The organism is Myxococcales bacterium, from assembly GCA_016717005.1.
GTDB lineage: Bacteria > Myxococcota_A > Polyangia > Haliangiales > Haliangiaceae > UBA2376.
Genome location: JADJUF010000023.1, coordinates 112,930 through 132,114 on the forward strand (window position 1 = coordinate 112,930; position 19,185 = coordinate 132,114).

The window sequence follows — 19,185 nt, forward strand, 5'->3', positions numbered from 1 at the left end:
GCGCCCATGATGACCACACGCGCGCAGCTGGGCGGGCCCCTGCTCGCGGTCCTCGGTGCGGCCGCGGCCGCGAGCGGGTGCGGGGAGTCGGCGGACGCGGGCGCCGTCGGCGCCGCCGACCGCGTCATCGTCGAGCGCTACGACCCGCTGGCGGTGGCGCAGGCCCGGGCCGGCGCGGTCGACAACCTCGACGCGGCGATCCCGCCGATGTGCTTCACGCGCACCGACGGGACCTCGAACCCGTGCTGGGTGTGTCACACCGACGGTCGCGGGCGGACGCGCTTCGACGACGGCGAGCGCCAGGCGACCTACGCGTTCCCCGAGCGCGCGCGCACCAACCCGTGGCGCAACCTGTTCGTCGACCGGCGCGCGGCGATCGCGGCGATCGACGACGCGACGATCCTGGCGTGGGTGCGCGCCGACAACTACCAGCCGCTGGTCGCGGCGCTGGCGCGCGCGCCGGCCAGCTACCCGGGCTTCCGGCCCGATCTCGACCTGGGGCGCGGGTTCGACGCCGACGGCCTGGCCCGGGACGGCAGCGGCTGGCGCGCGGTGCGGTTCCAGCCGTTCCCGGGCGCGTTCTGGCCGACCAACGGCTCGACCAGCGACCTGTTCATCCGCCTGCCGGCGCGGTTCCGAGGCGATCCCGATCCCGCGCGGGCGCGCGCGATCTATCGGCTCAACCTGGCGCTGGTCGAGGCGGCGGTGACCGCGCCGACGTCGACCGGCGCGGTCGATCGCGAGGTCGAGGCGATCGACGAGCGCCTGCTCGGGTTCGATCTCGACGGCGACGGCGCGCTCGGGGCGGCGACGACGCGGATCCGCCGGCTGCCGCCCGCGTACGCCGGCGCGCCCGACGTCGCGGTGGTGGCGCAGGCGTACCCGCCGGGCGCCGAGCTCCTGCACAGCGTCCGTTACCTCGATCCCGACGCGCCGACCGCGATGGCCACGCGCATGAAGGAGCTGCGCTACGCCCGCAAGGTCGAACAGCTCGACGACTGGGGCCTGGCCCGGGCCTACGCGGCGGTGGCCGACGAGCAGAGCGAGGGCACGGCGCCGCGCTACCAGGGCGACGCGCAGGTCGGCTTCCTCAACGGCTTCGGCTGGCAGTACCAGGGCTTCATCGAGGACGCCGGCGGGCGGCTGCGGCTGCAGACCGACGAGGAGCACCGCGCGTGCCTCGGCTGCCACGGCGCGATCGGCGTGACCGTCGATCACGGCTTCGCGTTCGCCCGCAAGGTGCCGGGCGCGGCCGGCTGGCGGCCGCAGGACCTCCGCGGGCTGGTCGATCGTCCCCAGCTCGGCCACGCCGCGCCCGAGATCGCGACCTACTTCCGGCGGGTCGGCGGCGGCGACGAGACCCGGGCCAACGACGAGCTGCTCGCGCGGTTCTTCCCCGACGGCGCGCTCGACGAGCGCGCGCTGGCCCGGGCCGCGGTCGGCGGCGATCGCGACCTGGCCTGGCTGCTCACGCCCAGCCGGGCGCGGGCGCTGGCGCTCGACAAGGCCTACCTCGCGGTCGTGCGCGAGCAGAGCTTCGGGCGCGGCCGCGACGCGGTGCTGCGGCCGGCCACGCGCGTCCACGCCGAGGTGCGCGACGACGACACCGGCCTGGACGCGTCGGGGCGGATCTACCGCGACGCCCGGCTGCTGCTGACCTGGTGATCGGCGCCGCCGCGCGCGGTCAGTTCGGGACGCCGCGGGTGTCGGGCGTGGCGGTGGCGAACGGGCCGGTGCCGTCGGGCACGCGCGCCCAGGAGCTGCCGTCGGGGGCGTCGCCGCTGGCCCAGTCGGCGCTGTCGCACGGCACGGTCGCGCCGGTGCGGTACAGGTACAGCGCGTCGCCGGCGCCGAGGCCGAAGCCGTTCTGCGCGTCGCTGACCTCCTGCACGTGGCGCGCGCCCGGGGCCAGGACCGTCGGCGGCAGCGGCGCGGTGGTGGTGGGATCGTTGGCCTCGTCGATGAAGCGGAAGCCGCCGAGGTCGACCGGCGCCGCCGAGATGTTGACGACCTCGAACCAGTCGTTGGGGAAGCCGGCCGGCGCGACCTCGTTGATCGCCAGCGGGCACCGCTCCGCCGCGTCGACCGCGGCGGCGTCGACGGTGACCGCGGCGTCGGGCGACGAGCGGGCCTCGCTGCAGGCGGCCAGGGTGACGAGCACGGACACGAGCGTGGATCTCATGGGATGACCTCGAAGGTTCCAGACGCGCGGACCAGGCCGCGGGTGGCGTCGGTGGCGCCGGCCGCGCCGGGGAGGGGCGCGGCGTCGGCGTCGGCGCGCTCGAGCTCGAGCGCCAGCTCGACGCGCACGCCGGGCGCGAGGCGGTACCAGCCGGCCGCGGTGGTCCGCCAGGTGACGAGCGAGGTGGTGGGGCCGTCGACGATCAGGCGATCGCCGCGGGCCGCGACGCCGAGCCGCGCGGGCAGCGGCACGTCGAGCCAGGCCGACAGCGCCAGCGCGGTGGCGTCGGCCTGCGCGTCGACGCCCCAGGCGCGCACCAGCTCGACGCTGGCGGCGGCGCCGCCCGGTCGGTGCCAGGCCAGCGCGCCGCCGAGGCGGTGGCTGCGGGCCGAGCCCGGCCCGACCGAGCCGTCGCGCCCGTAGCCGTGGACCGCGAGCTCGCCCAGCGGCGCGACCTGCCGACGGGCCGAGACGACCACCGTCGTCGACTTGCCGCGGTTGCGCTCGACGTCGCGGGCGCCCTCGCCGTTGCCGACCTGGACCGCGAGCGCGAGGGTGTCGCCGAGCGCGACGCGGGCGCCCAGCGCCAGATCGCTGGCGAGGACCAGGCCGGCGTCCTCGACCAGCGGCCGGCCGAGCGCGCGGGGGCGATCGTCGTCGTGGATCGCGATCCACGCGTCGGGGACGACGCCGAGCGAGCCCTCGACGGTGAGCGCGCGGGGGCCGCGCCAGCGCCCGCCGACCGCCGCGTGGCGGATCCGGATCACCAGCGAGTCGCCGTCGATGCCCATCGCGCTCGACGGCGCCGCCGAGCGCACCGCCTCGAGGGTCGCGACGCCGAAGGCGTGGTCGGCGGTGGCGGCGCCGCCGAGCTCGGCGCGCTCGAGGTCGACGCGCGTGGTCGTGGTCGACGCCGCGCGCTCGGCCAGCGCGGTCGCGTCGATCGCCGCGCGTCCGCGCACGGCCACCGCGGGCGCCGCCGGCGTGGTCGCGGCGCACGCGGCGCTCAGCGCGACGAGCGCGACGCCGGCGCGGATCACGGCGTCGCTCCCGCCAGCGGGCCGGCCTCGACCAGCGTGGCCGCGAAGCCCGCGGCGTCCGCGCGCGCGGTGGCGGCGTCGGCGGCGGCGACCGCCACCAGCTCGGCCACCAGCGCCGCGGTCCGCCCGCGCACGCGCGGCGCGATCGCGGTGACGGCGGCGTCGCCCGCGACGGTCGGGCCCCGGGCGTGGGCCTGGGCCAGCAGCCGTCCGGCGACCGCCGCCAGCTCGCGCAGCCCGTCGGCGTCGTCGGCCAGCGCCGCCAGCTCGACGCCGCGGTAGTCGCCGCTGCGGGCGCGCAGCCGGAACGATCGCGGCCCGAGGTCGCCGCTGCCGAGCAGCGCGTCGCCGTCGGGCGCCGCGCCCATGATCCGCTGCGCCAGCGCCACGCGCGCGCCGTCGCTGACCCCGAGCGCGACCGCCGGCGGCGGCGCGGGCACCGGCGGCGGGCCAGCCTCCTTGAGCTCGACCAGCAGATCGTCGTCGACGCTGGCGGTCGCGCCCGCGAACAGCGCGTAGTAGCGGGGCGCCGGGTAGCTGGCGAGGCCCGCGCCGAGCCGACGGCTGACGCCGAGCAGCGCCCCGGCCGGCGTCGACGCGGTCGTGCGCCAGCCCGCGATCACCGCGTCGACCTCGGCGCGCTCGCTCGTCGTCAGCGGCACGGTCGTGTCGACCGCGCTGCCGTCGGCGGCCGGCGGCGCGACCTCGCCGAAGAACATCACGCGCGCGCCGTCGGGCGTCAGCCGGGTGTAGTCGGCCAGCCGGGCCTGGGCGGCGCCGGCGGTGGCGGCGTCGGCGAGCAGCGCCTCGACCACCGGTCCGCGGGTCTCGAGCGTCGGCGCGCCGCCGTCGGCCAGGCGGACCATCTCGGCGGCGTAGGCGGTCGCGGCCAGCTCGACCAGGGTGTCGGCGAGCGCCGGTACGGCGGCGTCGTCGGCCGCGAGCGCCAGCCCGCCGCACAGGCGCCGCAGGTCGAGCCACCACGGGCCGCGGGTGGCCGCGTCGTAGTCGTTCCAGTCGACGTAGCGCGTGCCGTCGGGCCGGCGGAACGTGCCCAGGTTCTCGAGGTGCGGGTCGCCCACGATCCAGACCCAGGCCCCGGCCTCGTCGGCGAACGCCGACGGCGTGGCGCCGCGGCCCGCGCTCGTGACGTCGCGCCAGTACAGCGCCGCCGAGCCGCGGAAGAAGTCGAACGTGCGCGCCGCCATGCGCTGGTACTTGGCGGCCACCAGCGCCGGCGCGCGATCGAGCCAGCGCTGGTTGTCGCGGGTGAGCACGTCGAGCACGAACCCGCGCCGCGCGTCGTCGCCGGGCGCCGCGCACGCGCCGACGCCGACGCCGACCCCGACGCCGAGCGTCAGCGCGATCGCGAGGCCGGGGCGGGGCGTCGACATCGCCCCAGTACAGGCGCCCTCGGTGACGACCGCGCGTCCGGACGGCGACGTTGTCGGCGCGGCCGGGCTGGCGGCGCCGCGGTCGGCGAGGTGTTGCCGAGGCGGCACGCGGGCTCCGTGGCCCGGTCACTCGCGGCGGTCATCGTGGCGACCAGGAGGTAGTCGATGTCGAGCGTCCACGCCTTGAAGACCGCCCAGATCCGCGCGTTCCCCACCCTGGCCCGGGTCGTCGCCGCTGGGCGCGCCGTGCGCGCCGGCAGCCGCCAGCTCCGCGCCGCCGTCGTCGGCGCCACCGCGCTGGTGCGCACGCGTCGGGTCGCGCCCGCGACGACGATCGGCGAGCTGCTGGCGATCGACGGCATCACGGTCGATCGCATCGGCGCGATCCCGGCGCGCGCGTGCCTGGTGATCACGCCGGCCGACGATCCGCGGCTGCACCTGGCGATCCTGGCCGGCGTCGACGCGGCGGCGGTGCTGCCGCGGGCGCCGGGGCCGCGCTGGCTCGCGTCCGCGCTCGGCATCCACGTCGCCGACGGCGCGACGTCGACGGTCGCGGCGACCCGGCACGCGCTGGCCGCGCTCCAGGCCGGGCGGCCGGTGGTCACGAGCCTGGCGGTCGCAGGGATCGACGAGCTGGTCCGGCTGGCGAGCCTGGCGGGCGCGCCGATCGTCGCGGTCGCGGCGGCGTTCGATCGGCACGCGCCAGCGCGGGCCGGCGTGATCGTGCGCGCGCCGATGTACGCGTTCCCGGGCGAGGCGCCGACCGCGCTGGTGGCGCGCGGCCTCGCGGAGCTGCGGTCGCTCGCGGCCCCGCGGCCGACCTCGGCGGATCCGGCGTGGGACGAGCGCTGGGTCGCGTAGCCGGCCCGGCTACGGGTTCGCCGGCACCGGCTGCGCGGGCGCCGAGGTCAGCGCCGCGGCGAACGCGAACATGAGCGCGCGGCGCGTCTCCGGCGGACCGGCGTAGGTCAGGGTCGCGCCCTCGGCCTTGAACATCGGGTGATCGATGTCGGCGAGCAGCGGCCCGGTGATCTGGCCGGCGCTGTCGATCGTCAGCGCGGTGGCGCCGTCGAGCATGAACGCGGCCTCGGGGCTGACGCGCACGTTCGACACGTTGCCGTGGACCAGCACGCTGCCGTCCTTGGTCAGCCGGACCGTGGTCGCGGTGCCGGCCTGCAGGCGGCCGTCGCGGGAGAGCTTGCCGAACGGCTTGCCGTCGACGGTCACCATGCCACCGGCGTCGAGCGCGAACTCGTGGCGCGCGCCGTCGGCCTGGACGATCGTGATCGACGCGGCCGCGATCGTCAGCTTGACGGTCTGCGGATCCTTGACCCCGCACCCGGGCGCGGTCGAGAGCGCGAGCCCGGCGGGCAGGGCGGCGAGCCCGAGCCGGGTGATCCAGGCGAGGGCGAGGCGAGATCGGCGCATGGCCTACGCTACTCCCACATCGAGGTCAGCGGGCACCCCGCGAGCCCGGCGTCCCGGGCGACCCGCGCGAGGGCGTCCCGGCGCGCGGCCTTGTCCTGGCCCAGCTGCGCGAAGTTCACCAGCCAGGCCCGGCCGGTGTCGCTGACGATCTCCTTGGCCATCCAGTTGGCGATCAGGTAGCCGCGGTTGGCCTCGGTGTCGTCGGCCGCGCCCGAGCGCTCGAAGGCGTTGCACAGGCTCTCGGCCTCGGCCCGGGTCAGGGTCGCGACCAGCGGGACCGATGGGCCAGCCTTGCCGGCGGGCTGGCCTGACCCGCGTTCGGCGCCCGGGGCCGGGGTCCCGGTCTGGCAGGCGACGACGGCGAGGGCGGCCAGGGCGAGCGAGCGCATCTGCGGCAGCATGCCCGAGCCATGGCAGTGCGTCCATGCGCCCGAGCGCGTGCAGACGGCCGGGCAACTCTGCTATGAACGCACCTGGCGACCTTGGCGTCGCCCGCCTCAAGGAGCAGGTTCATGGCCTACGTCGTCGCTGACCCGTGCGTGAAGTGCAAGTACACCGACTGCGTCGCGGTGTGTCCGGTCGATTGCTTTTACGAGGGCAAGAACTCCCTCGCGATCAACCCCGACGAGTGCATCGATTGCGGTGCCTGTGAGCCGGAGTGTCCGACCACGGCCATCTTCGAAGAGAGCGAGCTGCCGGCGAAGTGGGCCGTCTACAAGGACATCAACGCCCTCGTCACCGGCGTGAAGACCGCCGGCGAGATCGACAAGTCGGCGCTGCCCGCGGCGCTGGCCGCGGCGGTCGACCGGGCGACGGCCTGGCCCAACATCACCGAGCAGAAGAAGGCGCTGCCCGGCGCCGATGAAGCGGCCAAGGAAGACAACAAGATCGACGCGCTGTCGCTCGACGCGCCCTGATCGGGGCCGCGGCTCGGCCGCGTGCTAGTTTCGGACTCATGCGCCCACGCTGGATCGTGCTCGCCATCGTGGCGGCGTGCTCGTCGCCGCGTGGCGCGGATGAGCCGGTCGAGGCCGGCCCCGCCGACGCCGCGACCGCGGACGCGGCGGGCGGCGATGGCGCCGATCCGACGATCGCCTTGCCGCCCGCCAACGCCGGGCTCGACTACCAGCTGGGCGGGGCCTACCCGCCCGCGGCGGACGTGCGCGTGCTGTCGCGCGACCGCGCCGCGGCCCCGGCCGCCGGGCTGTACAACATCTGCTACGTCAACGGCTTCCAGATCCAGCCCGACGAGGTCGGCTTCTGGACGAGCCAGCACCCCGAGCTGATGTTGCGCGACGGCAACGGCGACCTGGTCATCGACGCCGACTGGAACGAGATCTTGATCGACGTCCGCACGCCGACCAAGCGCGCGGCGGTGGCGGCGATCGTGGGCGACTGGATCGCCGGCTGCGCGGCCGCCGGGTTCGACGCGGTCGAGATCGACAACCTCGACACCTTCGCGCGCTCGGGCGGGCTGATCGTCGAGAACGACGCGGTCGCGACGATGGCGCTGTTCGCGGCCGCGGCCCACCGCCACGGCCTGGCGATCGCGCAGAAGAACTCGGCCGAGCTGGTCGGGCGCCGGGCCGAGCTTGGCACCGACTTCGTCGTGGCCGAGGAGTGCAACCAGTTCGACGAGTGCGACGTCTACACCGCCGCCTACGGCGCGCAGGTGTACGTGATCGAGTACCGGCGCGCGGCGTTCACCGCCGGGTGCGCCGGGTTCCCGCAGCTGTCGATCGTGCTGCGCGATCGCGACCTGGTGCCGAGCGGCGCCAGCGGCTACGTGTTCGACGGCTGTTGAGCGCGCGCGCGGGCTGAGCGCGCCTCGGGGCGGGCGACCGATCGCGCGGGGATTGGGGCTTGGCGCGCGCCGCCGGGTGCGCCATCGTTGCGGCGATGTACTTCGACGCCGCGTACCAGGAGCGCACGACGCTGCGTGACGGGCGCGAGGTCGTGCTGCGGGTGGTCCGGCCCGACGACAAGGATCGGCTGCGTCGGGGCTTCGGCGCCCTGTCGCCCGAGAGTCGCTACCGCCGGTTCTTCTCGGTCAAGTCGGACCTGTCCGACGACGAGCTGCGCTACCTGACCGAGGTCGACGGCGACCACCACTTCGCGCTCGGCGCGGTCACGCCCGACGGCGAGCACGGCCTGGGCATCGCGCGCTTCATCCGGATCGACGGCGAGCCCGGCGTGGCCGAGGCCGCGATCGCGGTCCTCGACAGCGCCCAGGGGCTGGGCCTGGGGGCGCTGCTGTTCCAGCGGCTGGTCGCGGCCGCGGCCGAGCGCGGCGTCGCGCGGTTCCGGTGCGAGATGCTCGGCACCAACGCCGGCATGGGCGAGCTGGTGCGGGGGCTGGCGCCGGCGGTGTCGACCGAGGTCGCCAGCGGCGTCGTGCGCATGGAGTTCGCGCTGCCGACGATCGGCCCCGCGCACCCGGCCAGCGAGCCGCCGCGCGAGACCGGGCTCTACCGGCTGTTCGCGCTGGTGGCCGAGGGCGTGCTCGAGTGGCGCGCCCGGTGGCAACGGCTGGGCGAGCGGCTGTGGCGCGGCGACGGCGAGCACCCTCCGCGCGCGTCGATCGGCGCGACCGCGGCCGGGGCGGACGACGAGGCGCTCGACGAGGAGTGACGCGGGCCGCGCGCGGCGACGAGCGTGACGTGCGTCAGGCCTGGGTGACGCGCGCGACGCGCGTCAGGCGTGGGTGACGAGCACCGAGCACGGCGCGTGGCGCATGATCTGCCCGGCCACCGACCCGAGCAGCAGCCGGCGCACGCCGCCGGCGCCGTAGGTGCCGATCGCGACCAGGTCGACGCCGAACGTGGTGGCCTCCTCGACCACGACCTCGACGGGGGGGCCTTGCCGGAGCGAGAACCGCAGCCGGCGCCCGGCCGCGGTCTCGGCGGCGACCAGCTCGTCGCCGCGGGTCTGGGGGCCCTGGGTCAGGGCCTCGCGCAGCGCCGCCATGGCGTGGGTGCGCTCGCCGAGCGCCGCCAGGCCCATGCTGCCGGCCGGGTAGTGCCAGGCGTAGACCGCCTCGACGTCGGCCTCGGCGGTCGCGAGCGCGCGCGCCACCTCGAGCGCGCGCGCGGCCGGCGGCGCGAAGTCGGTGGCGACCAGGACCCGGGTGAACGGCCCGCTGGTGCGACCACGCGCGATCAACACCGGCCGCGGCGCGCTGTGGGCGACCTTCTCGGCCACGCTGCCGAGCACCAGGCGCTTGACGCCGGTGCGGCCGGCGCTGCCGACCACGACGAGATCGACGTCGAGGCCCTCGGCCAGCTCGCAGATCTCGTCGCTGGCGCGGCCGCGCTTGCGCACCGACGTCACCTCGACGCCGGCCGCGACGGCGCGCTCGACCCGCTCGGCCAGCTGGGTCTCGGTGTACTCGGCCAGGTGGGCCTCGAAGTCGCCCATGGTCGCGGCGCTGATGTCGAGCGCGATCGCGCTGTTGTCGTGGGGCTCCTCGATCGTCGCGATCGTGAGCTTGGCGCCGGTGTGCCGGGCCAGGCCGATCGCGCGGTCGAGCGCGAGATCCGATGGGGACGACAGATCGGAGGCCGCGAGGATGTGGCGCATGGGTACCTCCACGATGGCGACCCTGGCGCGGCTGTCAACCGATCGGGGGCAGCGTCGTCGGGCCGCCGCCGATCGCGGTCAGCGCCCTCCCTGGCGGCGGCGCAAGAACGTCGGCCTCGAACGCGAGATCTGCGCGGTGCGCGCGCGCGCCGCGGCGTGCTCGGGTCAGCGGGCGGTCGGGCCCGGCGTGCCCATGTGCTGCCGCGCCAGCTCGATCAGCGCGGCGACGCCCGGGTGGCGGACCCGGCGCTCGAGCGACAGGGCGAAGTAGCTCTCGACCAGGCCGGTCAGGCGCCCGACCGGCCGCGCGCCCAGGCCCTCCTCGACCTCGCTCTTGAGCGCGGCGCGGACCGGGAACAGCCCGCGCCCGGCGGCGCCGAGCGCCCGCAGCGTGCCGGCGTCGTCGATCTCGCCGACGGTGTTGACGTGCAGGTCGCGGTCGGCGAGCCAGCGCTCGAGGCCGCGGCGCAGGGTCGCGTCGGGCCCCGGCATCAGGAACGGCGCGCCCGCCAGCGACCGCGGGAACCCTCGCCGGTAGCGCGCCGCCAGCTCGGCGGTCGCGTAGAGCATGATCTCCGACGCGCCGAGCGCGTGGGCGTGGAGCTTGAGGCCGCCGCGGTGCACCGGCACCGCGTCGCTGAGGATCGCGTGCAGCCGGCCCGCGCCGAGCTCCTGCACCAGCCGCTCGATCGTGTCCTGGCGGATGCGGATCGAGGCGTCGCCCTGCGCGTCGAGCGCCGGCAGCAACAGCCGGCTGACCAGGGTCTTGGGGATCGCGCCGACCGCGCCGATCTCGAGGCGGCGCAGCGGCGCGACCCGCCCGCGCGCGAAGTCGAGCAGCTCGGCGCCGATCCGGAAGATCTCGCCGGCGTACTGCTGGACGTCGCGGCCGAACGGCGTCAGCACCAGCGTCCGGCCCCGGCGCTCGAACAGCGGCTCCCCCAGCGCCTCCTCGAGCGAGCGCAGCTGCACGCTCAAGGTCGAGTGGGTCAGGTTGAGCGTGCCCGCGGCCTTCGCGAGCCCGCCCTCGCGCGCGATCGTCCAGAAGTAGAACAGGTGCTGGTAGTTGAGCCACGCCATCGGGCAATGGTTGACTGAAACGACATCTGGCGTCAATCTTTCGAACTGGACGACATAGGCCCCGTGCCGAGATAATGAGCGTGGAGGAACCGAAGTGCCGAACCACGCCCCCAGTCACCTGTCCCAGCCGTCGCGGAGCCACCGCGGTGCCGCGCTCCTGGCCTTCGCCGGGCCGCCCGCGCCCGAGGTGCTGGCGACGATGACGGCCTGCGCCGCCAACCTCGATCGGCAGCTGGCCGTCGCCACCACCGGGGTCCGCCCCGGCGGCGTCATCGCCATCGACACCGAGATCGATCAGATCGCCGCGGTCGTCCGGCGCCGCGCGATCGCGATCGTGGTCGTGGCCAGCGCCACCGCCGCGCGCATCGTCCGGCGCCTCGCGATCCGGACCCGCCGACCGGTGCTCGTGGCCCGGACCCGCCAGCGCTGGCACCTGGTGCTGGCCGCCACCGATCTGTGCGCGCGCGGCGTGCCGGTGGTGACGGTCGCGACCGGGCTCGCGTCGGTCAGCGGGGCCGCGGCGCTGGTGCTCCACAACGTCGCGCCGACGTGGGCCGCGCCGTCGCGGTCGATCCGCCCGCTGGCCTCGGCCTCGGTCGCCCGGCAGCTGCGGCGGCTGGCGCGGGTCGCGGCCCGGACCAGCCCGCACCCCCAGGTCATGGTCGCCAGCACGGTCGAGCCGGCCCGCGCGATCGTCGACGCGATGGTCGCGCGCGACGCCGATCTGCTGGTGGTGGGCATGCGGCGCCCCCGGACCCGCCGGCCGGGCGGCTGCGCCGAGCGCGTGGTGTCGACCACGCCGGGCAACGTCCTGGTCGTGCCGCTGGGCGCGAGCGTGCGCCCGGGCGGCGAGGGGGGGCCATGACGGAGCGCTACCGGGCCCTGAGCGGGGCCGAGCTGCTGCGCTTGCCTCAGGTGGCGCGGCTCGACGCGCGGACCCGGACCGCGATGGCGGCCGTCGCGGCGGTGCTGCCGTTCCGCAGCAACCGCTACGTCGTCGAGGAGCTGATCGACTGGGATCGGGTCCCCGACGATCCGATGTTCCAGCTGACGTTCCCCCAGCCGGAGATGTTGGCGCCCGAGCAGCGCGACCTGCTGACCTCGCTGCCCGCGGGCAGCGCCGCCCACGCCGCGGCGGTGCGCTCGATCCGGACCGCGCTCAACCCGCACCCGGCCGGGCAGCTCGAGCACAACGTGCCCACGCTCGACGGGCGGCGCCTGCCCGGGCTGCAGCACAAGTACCGCGAGACCGTGCTGTTCTTCCCGAGCCCGGCCCAGACCTGCCACGCCTACTGCAGCTACTGCTTCCGCTGGCCGCAGTTCGTCGACGCCGGGGCCGATCGGTTCGCGGCGCGCGAGGTCGACGATCTGATCGCGTACCTCCGGCTCCACCCCGAGGTCACGAGCGTGCTGATCACCGGCGGCGATCCGATGATCATGCGCAGCGCGGTGCTGCGTCGGTACATCGGGCCACTCCTGGCCGCCGACCTCCCCAACCTGGCCAGCGTCCGCGTCGGCACCAAGTCGGTCGCGTACTGGCCGCAGCGCTTCGTCGATGACGACGACGCCGACGACGTGCTGCGCCTGTTCGAGGAGGTGATCGCGGCCGGCAAGAACCTGGCGCTGATGGCGCACTACAGCCATCCGCGCGAGCTGGCCACCGCGTCGGCCCAGCGGGCGGCGGCGCGGATCCGCGCGACCGGCGCGGTGATCCGGGCGCAGGCGCCGGTGATCCGGCACGTCAACGACCGCGCCGAGGCCTGGGCCGAGCTGTGGCGCGCCGAGGTCAAGCTCGGGATCGTGCCGTACTACATGTTCGTCGCGCGCGACACCGGCGCCCGGCGCTACTTCGAGGTGCCGCTCGTGACGGCGTGGTCGATCTACCGCGACGCGCTGGCGGGCGTGTCGGGCCTGGCGCGGACCGTGCGCGGGCCGTCGATGAGCACGACCTCGGGCAAGGTCGTGATCGACGGCGTGGCCTCGATCGCGGGCAGCGACGTGTTCGTCCTGCGCTACCTGCAAGCCCGCGATCCCGATCGGGTCGGACAGCCGTTCTTCGCCGAGTACGACGCCCACGCGACCTGGTTCGACGACCTGCGGCCGGCGCTCGGCGGCGAGCGGAGCTGGTTCTCGTCATCGGACTTACCCGGGCACGCGCGCCCGCGCCTGCCGGTGCTGCGAGGTGCGGCGTGACCCCGCTGATCGACCTCGATCCGCGGGTCGACGGGCTGGTCGTGTCGCCGACGCTGGCGGCGCGGGTGCGCGCGAACGAGCTGGCCCAGGCCGGCCGCCGGGTCTACCGGTTCGGCCTCGGCCAGTCGCCGTTCCCGGTGCCGGCGCCGGTGGTGGCGGCGCTCCGGGCCGCGGCCGGCGAGAAGGACTACCTGCCGCCGGGCGGCCTGCCGGCGCTCCAGGCGGCGGTCGTGGACTACCACCGCCGTCGCCACGGCCTCACCTTCGCGGCCGACGACGTCGTGATCGGACCGGGCTCGAAGGAGCTCTTGTTCCTGTTGCAGCTCGCGTTCGCGGGCGACGTGATGGTGCCGACGCCGAGCTGGGTGTCGTACGTGCCGCAGGCGCGCCTGGCCGGGCGGGTGGTGGTCCGGGTGCCCGGCGGCGGGCGCCACGGGTTGATGGTCGATCCCGACGAGCTCGATCGCCTGTGCCGCACCGGCCCCGGGCGCCCACGCCTGCTGGTGATCAACAGCCCCTCGAACCCGACCGGCCTGGCGTACACCGGCGACGAGCTCGAGCGCCTGGCCGCGGTGTGCCGGGCCCACGCGGTCGTGGTCGTGTCCGACGAGATCTACGGCGAGCTCACGGTCGTCGGCGAGCACCGATCGCTGGCGCGGGCCTACCCCGAGGGCACGATCGTCGCGTCGGGGCTGTCGAAGTGGTGCGGCGCCGGCGGCTGGCGGCTCGGCACGATGGCGTTCCCGCCGACGCTGATCGCGCTCCGGCGCGCGATGATCGCGATCGCCAGCGAGACCTACTCGTCCACCAGCGCGCCGATCCAGCACGCGGCGGTGGTCGCGTTCCGGCCCAACGGCGAGGTCGAGGCGTACCTGGCCGAGGTCCGGCGGCTGCTGGCCGCGCTGCTCTTGTGGTCTGGCACCGAGCTGATGGGGGCCGGGCTCGACGTGCCCGAGGCCGCCGGCGGGTTCTACCTGTTTCCCAGCTTCGCGGAGCTGCGGCCGCAGCTGGCCCGGCTGGGCATCCACGACGACGTCGCGCTGGTCGACCGCCTGCTCACGCGCACCGGCGTGATGGCGCTGCCTGGGAGCGCGTTCGGGATGGCGCCCGGCGACCTGCGCCTGCGGCTGGCGCTGGTCGACTTCGACGGCGCGCGCGCGCTCACCGCGGCCGCGCGCGAGGTCATCGGCCGCGGGTTCCTCGAGCGCTACCTGACCCCGACCTGGGAGGCCGTGACGGCGATCGTCGCGTGGTGCCAGGAAGTGCGCGCGGAGGCGTCGCCGTGACCGCCGCCGAGCGCAGCGCGCGCGCGCCGGTCCGCGTGCTCGTGGTGACCGATCTCGGCCCGGCCGGCGCGGCGGCGATCGCCGCGGCCGCGGCCCAGGTGCACGCGCACGGCGGGCGCCTGGCGGTCATGCACGCGATCCCACCGACGAGCCTGGTGCGCCCGCTGTTCCCGCACTGGGGCACCGACGATCCGATCCGGCAGGCCGAGCTGCCGATGCACGTGCGCGCGGCGATCGAGGACCAGGTCGCCGCCGCGGTGCCGGACGGGGTCGAGGTCGACGTGTTCGTCGAGAGCGGGGGCGACGCCGAGTCCGCGCTGGCCCGGGCCGACGCGTGGGACGCCGGGCTGATCGTCGTCGGGCCGACCGCCACCACCGGCATCGACGCCGAGCGCATCGTCCGCCACGCCCACACGCCGGTGCTGGTCGTGCGCCCGGGGCCCGCCGCGGGCCCGATCGTCGCGTGCACCGACTTCTCGGATCCGGCGCTGCCCGCGGTCGCGGCCGCGGCCCGCGAGGCGCGGCGCACCGGCGCGCGCCTGGACGTCGTCCACGCGCTCGAGCCGATCCCGATCTCGGTGATGGGGTTCGCGCCGCCGGTGGCCACCAACGCCTCCTGGGAGGTCGAGCGTCGGCGCGACGCCGAGCAGCGGCTCGACGCCGCGCTCGCGGCGCTCGAGGTCGAGGGCGAGGCCGTCGTCGTCGACGGCCCGGTCATCGCGGGCCTGGTCGAGGCCGCCGAGGCCCGCGGCGCGCGGATGCTCGTGGTCGGCACGGTCGGGCGCACCGGGCTGACCCGGTTCTTGCTGGGCAGCACCGCCGAGGCGCTGGTGCGGTCGTCGCCGTGCTCGACCCTGGTGGTCCGGCTGCACCGCGATCGGAGCTTGGTGTGAGCGAGCTGCTCGAGCTGCGCCCGCCGCGCGCGGGCGACGCCGCCGCGATCTGGCGGATCGCGCCGGCGCAGAACGACGAGCGCGACAGCTGCTACGCGTTCTTGCTGCTGTGCACGCACTTCGCCGACACCGGCCTGGTCGCGTCCCAGGACGGCGAGATCCTCGGGTTCGCGCTGGGCTACCGCCCGCCGGCGTTCCCGCACGACCTGTTCGTGTGGCAGCTCGGCACCGTGCCCGGCCCGCGCGGCAGCGGCCTCGCGGCGCGGATGCTGGAGGAGCTGCTGACCCGGCCGGCCTGCCTCGACGCCAGGTTCCTGTGCATGACCCGCGCCCCCGGCGACCGCGAGCTGTGGCAGGTCCTCGAGGAGGTCGCGCGCCGGCGCGGGGCCTCGTGTCGCGAGGGGCCGTGCTTCCCGCGGACGCTGTTCGCGCGGCCGCACGTCGACGAGGGGCTGGTCCGGGTCGGGCCGCTGGCCTGATCTTCCAGCGCGGCGCGCTGACCTCGGCGCCCGCGCGCAGCCGCCTCGCCAGACGGTCTCGCCCGGACCGGGCCGTCACCTCGAGGGGCCAGCCCCGACCCGCGCCTCGACCGCGCGCGCCGTCAGCTCGACAGCGCGCGCGCGCTGGCGCCAGCGGGCCGCGGCGAGAGCTCCGGGGCGCTGGTCGCGTGGTGGACCGTCTGGGTCGGGAACGCGAACGCCGAGCCGTGGCGCGCGACGATCTCCATGAACCCCAGCAGGATCTCCTGCCGGATCACCTGAAACTCGGACCAGTCGCTGGTCTCGAACCAGGCCATCACCTCGATGTCGAGCGACGAGGTGCCCAGCTTCGAGAACCGGACCACGACCGCGTCGGGCCAGATCAGCGGGTGCGCGCGCAGCAGGGCCTCGACGTCGGCCAGGATCGCGCGCAGCTGATCGGCCCGGGTCTCGTAGACCAGGCCGAGGTTGGTGGCCAGGCGGATGCGATCGCGCGCGGTGAACGACTCGGTGGGTGTGTCGGCCAGCTGGCCGTTGGGGATGCGCACGGTCGTGCGATCGAGCGTGCGCAGGCGGGTCGAGCGCAGGCCGATCTCCTCGATCGTGCCGACCCGCTCGCCGATGCGGACGAAGTCGCCGACGCGGAACGGCTGGTCGAGGCCGATCGAGTAGGTGCCGAACAGGTTCTCGACGGTCTTCTGCGCCGCGAGCGCCACGGCGAGGCCGCCGATGCCGAGCCCGGCGACCAGGCTGGTCACCGGGATCCCCTGGGTCGCGAGCACCGTCAGGAAGGCCAGCGCGATCAGCAGCGCCTTGACCGTGCGCCCGCCGATCGACAGGAGCGAGCGCGAGCTGGCGTTGTCGCGCGCCCAGGCGCGCTGCGCGAGCACGTGCTGGCTGACGTCGATCGCGCGGATCAGCAGCCAGAACAGGACCACCACGACCGCGGTGCGCAGCCCCTGGTCGACCACGCCGTCGAGGTCGCCGGGCAGCGCCAGCCACGGGCGCGCGATCGCCGCGACCGCGACGGTGCAGCCGACGCGGATGGGCGTGGCGACGTGGGCGATGACGACGTCGTCCCAGCTGACGTCGGTGTGCCGGGCGCCGCGCGCCAGCACGTACGTGACCAGCAGCCCCAGGCCGCGCCCGAGCCCCAGGATCACGATCGCCGCGGCGAGGCCGAGCACGTACGGCCACGGGCCGCCGTGCGGCAGCCACGCGTGGACCTGCTCGATCACGCCCGGGCCCCACCGCCGATCGGGCCGCGCACGCCGAGCGAGCCGATCGGGCCGGGGATGGTGACCGCGCCCGCGCTGACCGGCCGGATCGTGGCGACGGCCTCGAGCCGGGCCAGGAAGCCCTCGGCCCAGCCGGTCGAGGTCACGCCGGTGGCGATCCTCACCATCCGGGCGTGGCGGGCCCGGCGCTCGGCCAGCGGCATCTCGAGGGCGCGGTTGAGATCGGCCGCGACGCCGTCGACGTGGTAGGGGTTGGTCAAGAGCGCGGCGTCGAGCTCCTCGGCCGCGCCCGCGAACCGCGACAGCAGCAGCGCGCCGGGGTTGTCGAGCGGCTGCGCGGCCACGAACTCCTTGGCGACCAGGTTCATGCCGTCGCGCAGCGGCGTGACCACGCCGACGTCGGCCATGCGGTACAGCTGCGCCAGCACCGTCGGCGCGTACGACCGGTACAGGTACCGGACCGGCATCCAGTCGGTGTCGCCGTACTCGCCGTTGATGCGGCCGACCAGCTCCTCGACCCGGCGGCGCAGCTCGGCGTACTCGGGCACCTCGGCCCGCGACGGCACCGACACCTGGACGAACGACACCTGCCGGCGCCAGCGCGGGTACAGCTCGAGCAGCCGCCGGAACGCCTCGAGGCGCTCGGGGATGCCCTTGGAGTAGTCGAGGCGGTCGACGCCGAGCAAGAGCTTGCGATCGCCGAGGAGATCGCGCAGGCCGAGGACGTCGGCCGACGGCACGTCGGTCCCGGTCGGCACGAACCCGGCCGGCTCGATCCCGATCGGGAACAGGCCGAGCTCGGTGACGTGGCCGTCGCGCACGAGCTGGTCGCCCTGCCGGCGCACGCCCTCGACGCCGTGGGGCGCCGCGCCGAGGAAGTTGTCGGCCCAGCGCGCGGTGTGGAACCCGATCAGGTCGTAGGCGGTCATCGCCTCGATGACCTGCGGGTGCCACGGCAGCGTCTCCCACACGTCGCGCGGCGGGAACGGCACGTGCAAGAAGAACCCGATCGGGCCGGTGTGGCCGAGCCGACGCAAGGCCGCGCCGGCGAGGAGCAGGTGGTAGTCGTGGATCCAGATCGTGCCGGTCGGGCTGGTCAGGCGCGCGGCCATGCGCGCGTAGGCCTCGTTGGCGGTCACGTACGCGGTCCACTCGTCGTCGACGAACCGCACCCGCCCGGGGAAGCAGTGCAGGAGCGGCCACAGGCTCTGGTTGCAGAACCCGGCGTAGAAGTGCTCGCGCCAGCCGGGCGGGTAGTCGAAGGTCGCGATCGCGGGCGGCTGGCTGTCGTCGACCGACAGCTCGAGCCCGGGCGAGCGCTCGCTGCCGCTCCAGCCCAGCCAGACGCCCTCGGTGCGCGTCACGATCGGGGTCAGCGCCGAGACCAGGCCGCCGACCTGCTTGCCGCGCCCAGCGCCGAGCGCCGGGGTCCGGTTCGAGACGATCACCAGCGGGTGCGCGTCGACGGCCACGTCCGGGCGCGCCCAGGTGTGGACGGGCACCGCGCGCGGCGGCGCGGCGTCCGCGCGGGCGTCGGCGAGCCACTGCAGGAGCGCGCGGGTGTGCTCGACGCCAGCGACCCACCAGCCGGCGTGGCTGCGGCGCACCGGCTCGCCCACCAGCACCGCGGCGTCGCCCGGCGCCAGCGCGGCGAAGGTGTCCTCGTCGGTGACGTCGTCGCCCAAGGCGATCAAGCGCGTCTCGGGCGGGAGGTGCGCCCGGACCCAGGTGACCGCGGTGCCCTTGTGGGCCGCGCGGTGGCGGACCTCGAGCACGTCGGCCCCGTCGAGGCGCTCGAAGTCGGGCTGGGTCTCGAGCCACTCGTCGACGATCAGCTCGGCGGCGGCGATCAGCTCGGGCCGGCGCTCCTCGTCGACCCGGCGCCAGTGCAGCCCGACCGCGAGCGACTTCTGCTCGAACCGCGCGCCGGCCGTGCGGTCGGCCAGGAGCGCGAGCCGGCGCGCGAGGTCGCCGAGCTCGGCCGACTGGACCGGCGGCTGCCAGCCGTTGTCGGCGCACCGCCACGCGCCGTGCTCCGCGAACCACCACGCGGCCGGCACGCCGTCGCGCACGGCCTCGATCGCCTCGCGCTGACGACCCGACACGACCACCACGCGGATGCCGGTCTCGGCCAGCCGCCGGAGCAGACGCGCGCCGGCGTCATCGAGCGTGGCCTCTTCGACCGAGGGCGCGAACGGGATCAACGTGCCGTCGAGATCGACCAGCACCGCGAGTGAGGGTGCCCGCGCCAGCGCCGTCCAGTAGGTGTCGAAGGTGGCAGGCGTCGCCGCGGATGAGTCGGTCATGTGTCGCTCCAGATCGCGACTGGCGGCCCGACCAGCCCATGCACCTGCGACGGAGAATCACGTCGCACCCTTTGGAATCGTTTGACG

At 75.7% G+C, this 19,185-nt stretch carries 19 protein-coding genes; 10 read left to right on the forward strand and 9 right to left on the reverse strand.

What is annotated here, in order from left to right; translation table 11 throughout:
- Nucleotides 1-6: 6 nt before the first annotated feature.
- Nucleotides 7-1,665 carry a hypothetical protein gene (locus tag IPL61_20740; protein MBK9033659.1) on the forward strand — a complete coding sequence of 553 codons (1,659 nt, stop codon included), beginning with the start codon at nt 7-9 and terminating at the stop codon, nt 1,663-1,665.
- A gap of 19 nt (nt 1,666-1,684) precedes the next feature.
- Here the strand turns inward: IPL61_20740 and IPL61_20745 are convergent, their stop codons facing one another.
- From IPL61_20745 to IPL61_20755, 3 genes are read right to left on the reverse strand one after another with little or no spacing between them, the layout of a single operon-like run.
- On the reverse strand, nt 1,685-2,167 hold the full coding sequence (locus IPL61_20745; protein ID MBK9033660.1) for a lamin tail domain-containing protein: 483 nt from the start codon (nt 2,165-2,167) through the stop codon (nt 1,685-1,687).
- A gap of 11 nt (nt 2,168-2,178) precedes the next feature.
- A complete protein-coding gene (locus IPL61_20750) occupies nt 2,179-3,222 on the reverse strand; it encodes a hypothetical protein (protein MBK9033661.1) in 1,044 nt (347 codons plus the stop codon).
- On the reverse strand, nt 3,219-4,616 hold the full coding sequence (locus tag IPL61_20755) for a DUF2252 family protein (GenBank protein MBK9033662.1): 1,398 nt from the start codon (nt 4,614-4,616) through the stop codon (nt 3,219-3,221). The genes IPL61_20750 and IPL61_20755 overlap by 4 nt, the downstream gene beginning before the upstream one ends.
- Nucleotides 4,617-4,781: 165 nt before the next feature.
- On the opposite strand from IPL61_20755, the gene IPL61_20760 reads away from it, so the two are divergent.
- Nucleotides 4,782-5,477, forward strand: a complete 696-nt coding sequence (locus IPL61_20760) for a hypothetical protein (GenBank protein ID MBK9033663.1) — start codon at nt 4,782-4,784, stop codon at nt 5,475-5,477.
- 9 nt (nt 5,478-5,486) lie between these two features.
- On the opposite strand, the gene IPL61_20765 is transcribed toward IPL61_20760, so the two are convergent.
- The gene (locus tag IPL61_20765; GenBank protein MBK9033664.1) at nt 5,487-6,044 is read right to left on the reverse strand and encodes a hypothetical protein; all 558 of its coding nucleotides are present in this window, start codon (nt 6,042-6,044) and stop codon (nt 5,487-5,489) included.
- An 8-nt stretch (nt 6,045-6,052) separates the two neighbouring features.
- The gene (locus tag IPL61_20770; GenBank protein ID MBK9033665.1) at nt 6,053-6,433 is read right to left on the reverse strand and encodes a hypothetical protein; all 381 of its coding nucleotides are present in this window, start codon (nt 6,431-6,433) and stop codon (nt 6,053-6,055) included.
- Nucleotides 6,434-6,556: 123 nt separating this feature from the next.
- Between IPL61_20770 and IPL61_20775 the strand changes: the two genes are divergently transcribed.
- The 3 genes from IPL61_20775 to IPL61_20785 all read left to right on the forward strand — a co-directional run bounded on the left by IPL61_20775 (nt 6,557) and on the right by IPL61_20785 (nt 8,675).
- Complete coding sequence (locus tag IPL61_20775; protein MBK9033666.1) at nt 6,557-6,961, forward strand: ferredoxin family protein; 405 nt, start codon at nt 6,557-6,559, stop codon at nt 6,959-6,961.
- 38 nt (nt 6,962-6,999) lie between these two features.
- Nucleotides 7,000-7,848: an endo alpha-1,4 polygalactosaminidase gene (locus IPL61_20780; protein MBK9033667.1), complete on the forward strand. Its 849-nt coding sequence runs from the start codon at nt 7,000-7,002 to the stop codon at nt 7,846-7,848.
- A gap of 95 nt (nt 7,849-7,943) precedes the next feature.
- Complete coding sequence (locus IPL61_20785) at nt 7,944-8,675, forward strand: GNAT family N-acetyltransferase (protein MBK9033668.1); 732 nt, start codon at nt 7,944-7,946, stop codon at nt 8,673-8,675.
- Nucleotides 8,676-8,738: 63 nt separating this feature from the next.
- On the opposite strand, the gene IPL61_20790 is transcribed toward IPL61_20785, so the two are convergent.
- Both IPL61_20790 and IPL61_20795 read right to left on the reverse strand, forming a co-directional pair.
- Entirely contained in the window at nt 8,739-9,623 is an 885-nt protein-coding gene (locus IPL61_20790) for a universal stress protein (GenBank protein ID MBK9033669.1), read from the reverse strand.
- Nucleotides 9,624-9,788: 165 nt separating this feature from the next.
- Nucleotides 9,789-10,703: a LysR family transcriptional regulator gene (locus tag IPL61_20795; GenBank protein MBK9033670.1), complete on the reverse strand. Its 915-nt coding sequence runs from the start codon at nt 10,701-10,703 to the stop codon at nt 9,789-9,791.
- 94 nt (nt 10,704-10,797) lie between these two features.
- Between IPL61_20795 and IPL61_20800 the strand changes: the two genes are divergently transcribed.
- The 5 genes from IPL61_20800 to IPL61_20820 all read left to right on the forward strand — a co-directional run bounded on the left by IPL61_20800 (nt 10,798) and on the right by IPL61_20820 (nt 15,554).
- Nucleotides 10,798-11,568 (forward strand): universal stress protein, encoded by a 771-nt coding sequence (locus IPL61_20800; protein MBK9033671.1) that lies wholly within the window; start codon nt 10,798-10,800, stop codon nt 11,566-11,568.
- An 83-nt stretch (nt 11,569-11,651) separates the two neighbouring features.
- Nucleotides 11,652-12,896, forward strand: coding sequence for a lysine 2,3-aminomutase (locus IPL61_20805; protein MBK9033672.1), 1,245 nt, complete (start codon nt 11,652-11,654; stop codon nt 12,894-12,896).
- Nucleotides 12,893-14,182: an aminotransferase class I/II-fold pyridoxal phosphate-dependent enzyme gene (locus IPL61_20810; protein MBK9033673.1), complete on the forward strand. Its 1,290-nt coding sequence runs from the start codon at nt 12,893-12,895 to the stop codon at nt 14,180-14,182. The genes IPL61_20805 and IPL61_20810 overlap by 4 nt, the downstream gene beginning before the upstream one ends.
- Nucleotides 14,179-15,075 carry a universal stress protein gene (locus IPL61_20815; protein ID MBK9033674.1) on the forward strand — a complete coding sequence of 299 codons (897 nt, stop codon included), beginning with the start codon at nt 14,179-14,181 and terminating at the stop codon, nt 15,073-15,075. Before IPL61_20810 ends, IPL61_20815 begins: the two co-directional genes overlap by 4 nt.
- Nucleotides 15,072-15,554: a GNAT family N-acetyltransferase gene (locus IPL61_20820; protein MBK9033675.1), complete on the forward strand. Its 483-nt coding sequence runs from the start codon at nt 15,072-15,074 to the stop codon at nt 15,552-15,554. The genes IPL61_20815 and IPL61_20820 overlap by 4 nt, the downstream gene beginning before the upstream one ends.
- Before the next feature lie 122 nt (nt 15,555-15,676).
- Here the strand turns inward: IPL61_20820 and IPL61_20825 are convergent, their stop codons facing one another.
- Nucleotides 15,677-16,792 (reverse strand): mechanosensitive ion channel family protein, encoded by a 1,116-nt coding sequence (locus IPL61_20825; protein ID MBK9033676.1) that lies wholly within the window; start codon nt 16,790-16,792, stop codon nt 15,677-15,679.
- The gene (gene otsB / locus IPL61_20830; protein ID MBK9033677.1) at nt 16,789-19,098 is read right to left on the reverse strand and encodes a trehalose-phosphatase; all 2,310 of its coding nucleotides are present in this window, start codon (nt 19,096-19,098) and stop codon (nt 16,789-16,791) included. Before otsB ends, IPL61_20825 begins: the two co-directional genes overlap by 4 nt.
- Nucleotides 19,099-19,185 lie beyond the last annotated feature (87 nt).